At 27.3% G+C, this 2,677-nt stretch carries 4 protein-coding genes; all 4 read right to left on the minus strand.

What is annotated here, in order from left to right; translation table 11 throughout:
• Positions 1–341: 341 nt before the first annotated feature.
• Positions 342–605 carry a CRISPR-associated endonuclease Cas2 gene (cas2, locus tag U9R42_08960; protein ID MEA3496148.1) on the minus strand — a complete coding sequence of 88 codons (264 nt, stop codon included), beginning with the start codon at positions 603–605 and terminating at the stop codon, positions 342–344.
• Between the two features lie 84 nt (positions 606–689).
• On the minus strand, positions 690–857 hold the full coding sequence (locus tag U9R42_08965; protein MEA3496149.1) for a hypothetical protein: 168 nt from the start codon (positions 855–857) through the stop codon (positions 690–692).
• 32 nt (positions 858–889) lie between these two features.
• A complete protein-coding gene (gene cas1b, locus U9R42_08970) occupies positions 890–1,894 on the minus strand; it encodes a type I-B CRISPR-associated endonuclease Cas1b (GenBank protein MEA3496150.1) in 1,005 nt (334 codons plus the stop codon).
• Positions 1,895–2,128: 234 nt separating this feature from the next.
• Positions 2,129–2,509: a GxxExxY protein gene (locus U9R42_08975; GenBank protein MEA3496151.1), complete on the minus strand. Its 381-nt coding sequence runs from the start codon at positions 2,507–2,509 to the stop codon at positions 2,129–2,131.
• Between the last annotated feature and the right edge of the window lie 168 nt (positions 2,510–2,677).

Below are 2,677 nucleotides of genomic sequence, written 5' to 3' on the forward strand. Positions count from 1 at the left end.
CAATCCCCATTTCAATTCCAGTTTGGTGCGATTAAAAGAACCAACACAAAAAAAGGCTATACAATATTATCAAAATTTCAATTCCAGTTTGGTGCGATTAAAAGACGTTGCAAAAATAAGAAAAAATTACTTATTCTTATGTTATTAGCTTGTTTTTGTGTTGTAAAAATTTATTAAAGTTGTCGGTCGCTAATTCGGTACTTTATACCGTAGTCTGACGACTTGATTTAATGTGAAGATTATCAGTAAATAAAAGAACGATTGCTCGTAATTCTATTATTTTAAGCAGTGTAAATTTACAATAATCTTGCAGAACGACAACTTTTTAATGAATTATTTTTCTACAAAAAATTATCTAATGGGTTTTTATCTTTCCCTATTACCTCTTTTTCAAGCCATTTTTCATTACGGCTTTTAAAAATTATTAAACTGTCTTCTTCCTTTTTCATAATATTTTCTGCATTTGCTATTAGCGATTTTAATTTGCCTTCTGTAAGTTCGCCTTCAAAAACAGAGTTTTGAATCCAATTTAAATATCTTCGACATAATTTAAGCATTTTGCCTACTCTTTTTACGTTGATGTCGTACACAAGAATTACATACATGAGTGAAAATTTAAAAGTTAAGAGTGAAAATTTAAAAGTGAAAAGGTAACCATTGATTTAATTGAATTGACTTTTTTTAATTCTTTATCTTCTATTTTTATTAGTGTATTCGTGGCAATAAAATAAAAAGTGTGGTGTTTTCATTTTTTTTCTATAGTTTGAAAATAATTTTACTAATTCTTCAGTTTCATTTTTTAATAATTCGTAAGGCAAACTGTTTTGTTTTTTTCTCAAATCTTCATTAAAATTCATTTTCTTTATTTTCCATTTTTCACTCTTGAATACTACCACCACATTTTTAAAGGTTTGTATTCTTCAATTTCTAAAAGATGTTTTAAAAGTTTATAGCATTCAAGTTTTATTAAGTGTTTATAGCTTACGCTTTTGTTTAATGTTCTGTGTTTTATGGTTTCATTGTATTTGTTTTCCAAGGCTTTAATAAATGTTTTTTTTCCTTTATCTTTTAAAAGTATTTTATTGAGTTTTTTATCAAAGTCATTAATAGTAATTTCTTTTTTGTTTAATACTTTAAAAATTACTCTATCAACAATAATAGGTTTAAAAATTTCTGCGATATCAAGTGCGAGTGAATATCTTCTTTCTCCGGGTTCATGAAGATAGCTTATTGTAGGGTTAAGTTGAGTTTTATTTATTGAACGTAGGCATTCGGCATAGCACATCATGTTACCAAAAGAAATTAGGGCATTTACTTCGTTAAGTGGCGGTTGTTTAGTTCTTGTTCCCATTTTAAAATCATTGATTATCAAATCAAAGGCTTGGTAGTAGTATCGTCTTATATTTCCTTCTATTCCCATAAGTTCATCAATTCGTTTTGTTTTGGGAATACTTAATTGAAGTTGTTGAATGGAATTTATTATTGATTCAAGGTCTTTACCTCTGTTGTTGTAATATTTGAGGTTTTTGAGCATGTTATAAGAAGCACTTTCAATAAATTTTCGAGCAATTATTATTCTTTTGTTTTTGTTTTGATAATGTTTTGTTTGTGATAAAATAACTTTACCTGCAAGTAACTGGTCTTTTGGCATAAACGAACCTGTGTAATTTTCGTAATAATCAAAAAAGTGTACGCTAATTTGATTTTTGCCCAAGAAGTTATAAAAGCTACTGTTTGCATCCAAAGAACCGAAAATGTATAAATCTTCAACATTTTCAACGGGTAAGTATTTTGGTTTTTGTTCTTTACCTTCTTTATCGACAGGAATAAATTTTAAGGTGTTATCTTTTCGTGATAATCTTCCGGGATTGAATAAATAATAAGTCTTTTTCATAATTTTATGACATGATTTATAGTTTTGTTTTAGACAGGATTAACAGGATTAACAGGTTTATTTTTAGACAGGATTTACATGATTTACAGGTTTATTTATTAGACAGGATTTACATGATTTACAGGTTTATTTATTAGACAGGATTTACATGATTAACATGATGCTTTTTTTTATGTTAATTTTAAAATTCTGTCTGAAATATTGATTTTTGACATGGTAAACAGGATTCTCTTATTATTGCTTTTTCTTGATGTAATCTTTATATTTTCTTTTTACTTCTACTGAGCTTCCAAAGTTTATCAGAAGTCCAATTTCGTTTCCTGTTCCTTGAAGGTAATTTACTAATATCACTTCGTGAATTTTTATCAAATTCTCAATAGCTTTAAGTTCTAATATCACTTTATCTTCTACTATGATGTCGGCAAAAAAGTCACCAATAAGTGTGTGATCATAAAATACTGGTATGTTGAATTGTTGCTTTGCTTTTAAACCAGCTTTCTTAAGCTCAATCATCATTGCATTTTCATATACTTTTTCTAAAAATCCGGGACCAAGTGTATTGTGGACTTTGTAGGCACAGGCGATAATTTCTTTTGTTAAGTCGTTATTTATCATAATGTTTGTTTTTAGGTTTCTACTTTATCATAATTTACAAGTTTTTATTAGACAGGATTTACAGGTTTTTCTTTCATGTTAATCTTGTAAATCCTGTCTAAAATAATAGTTTTTCTTTCATGTTAATTCAGTAAATTGTGTCTAAAATAATAGTTTTTATTTCATGTT

This window comes from Bacteroidota bacterium (genome assembly GCA_034723125.1).
GTDB lineage: Bacteria > Bacteroidota > Bacteroidia > CAILMK01 > JAAYUY01 > JAYEOP01.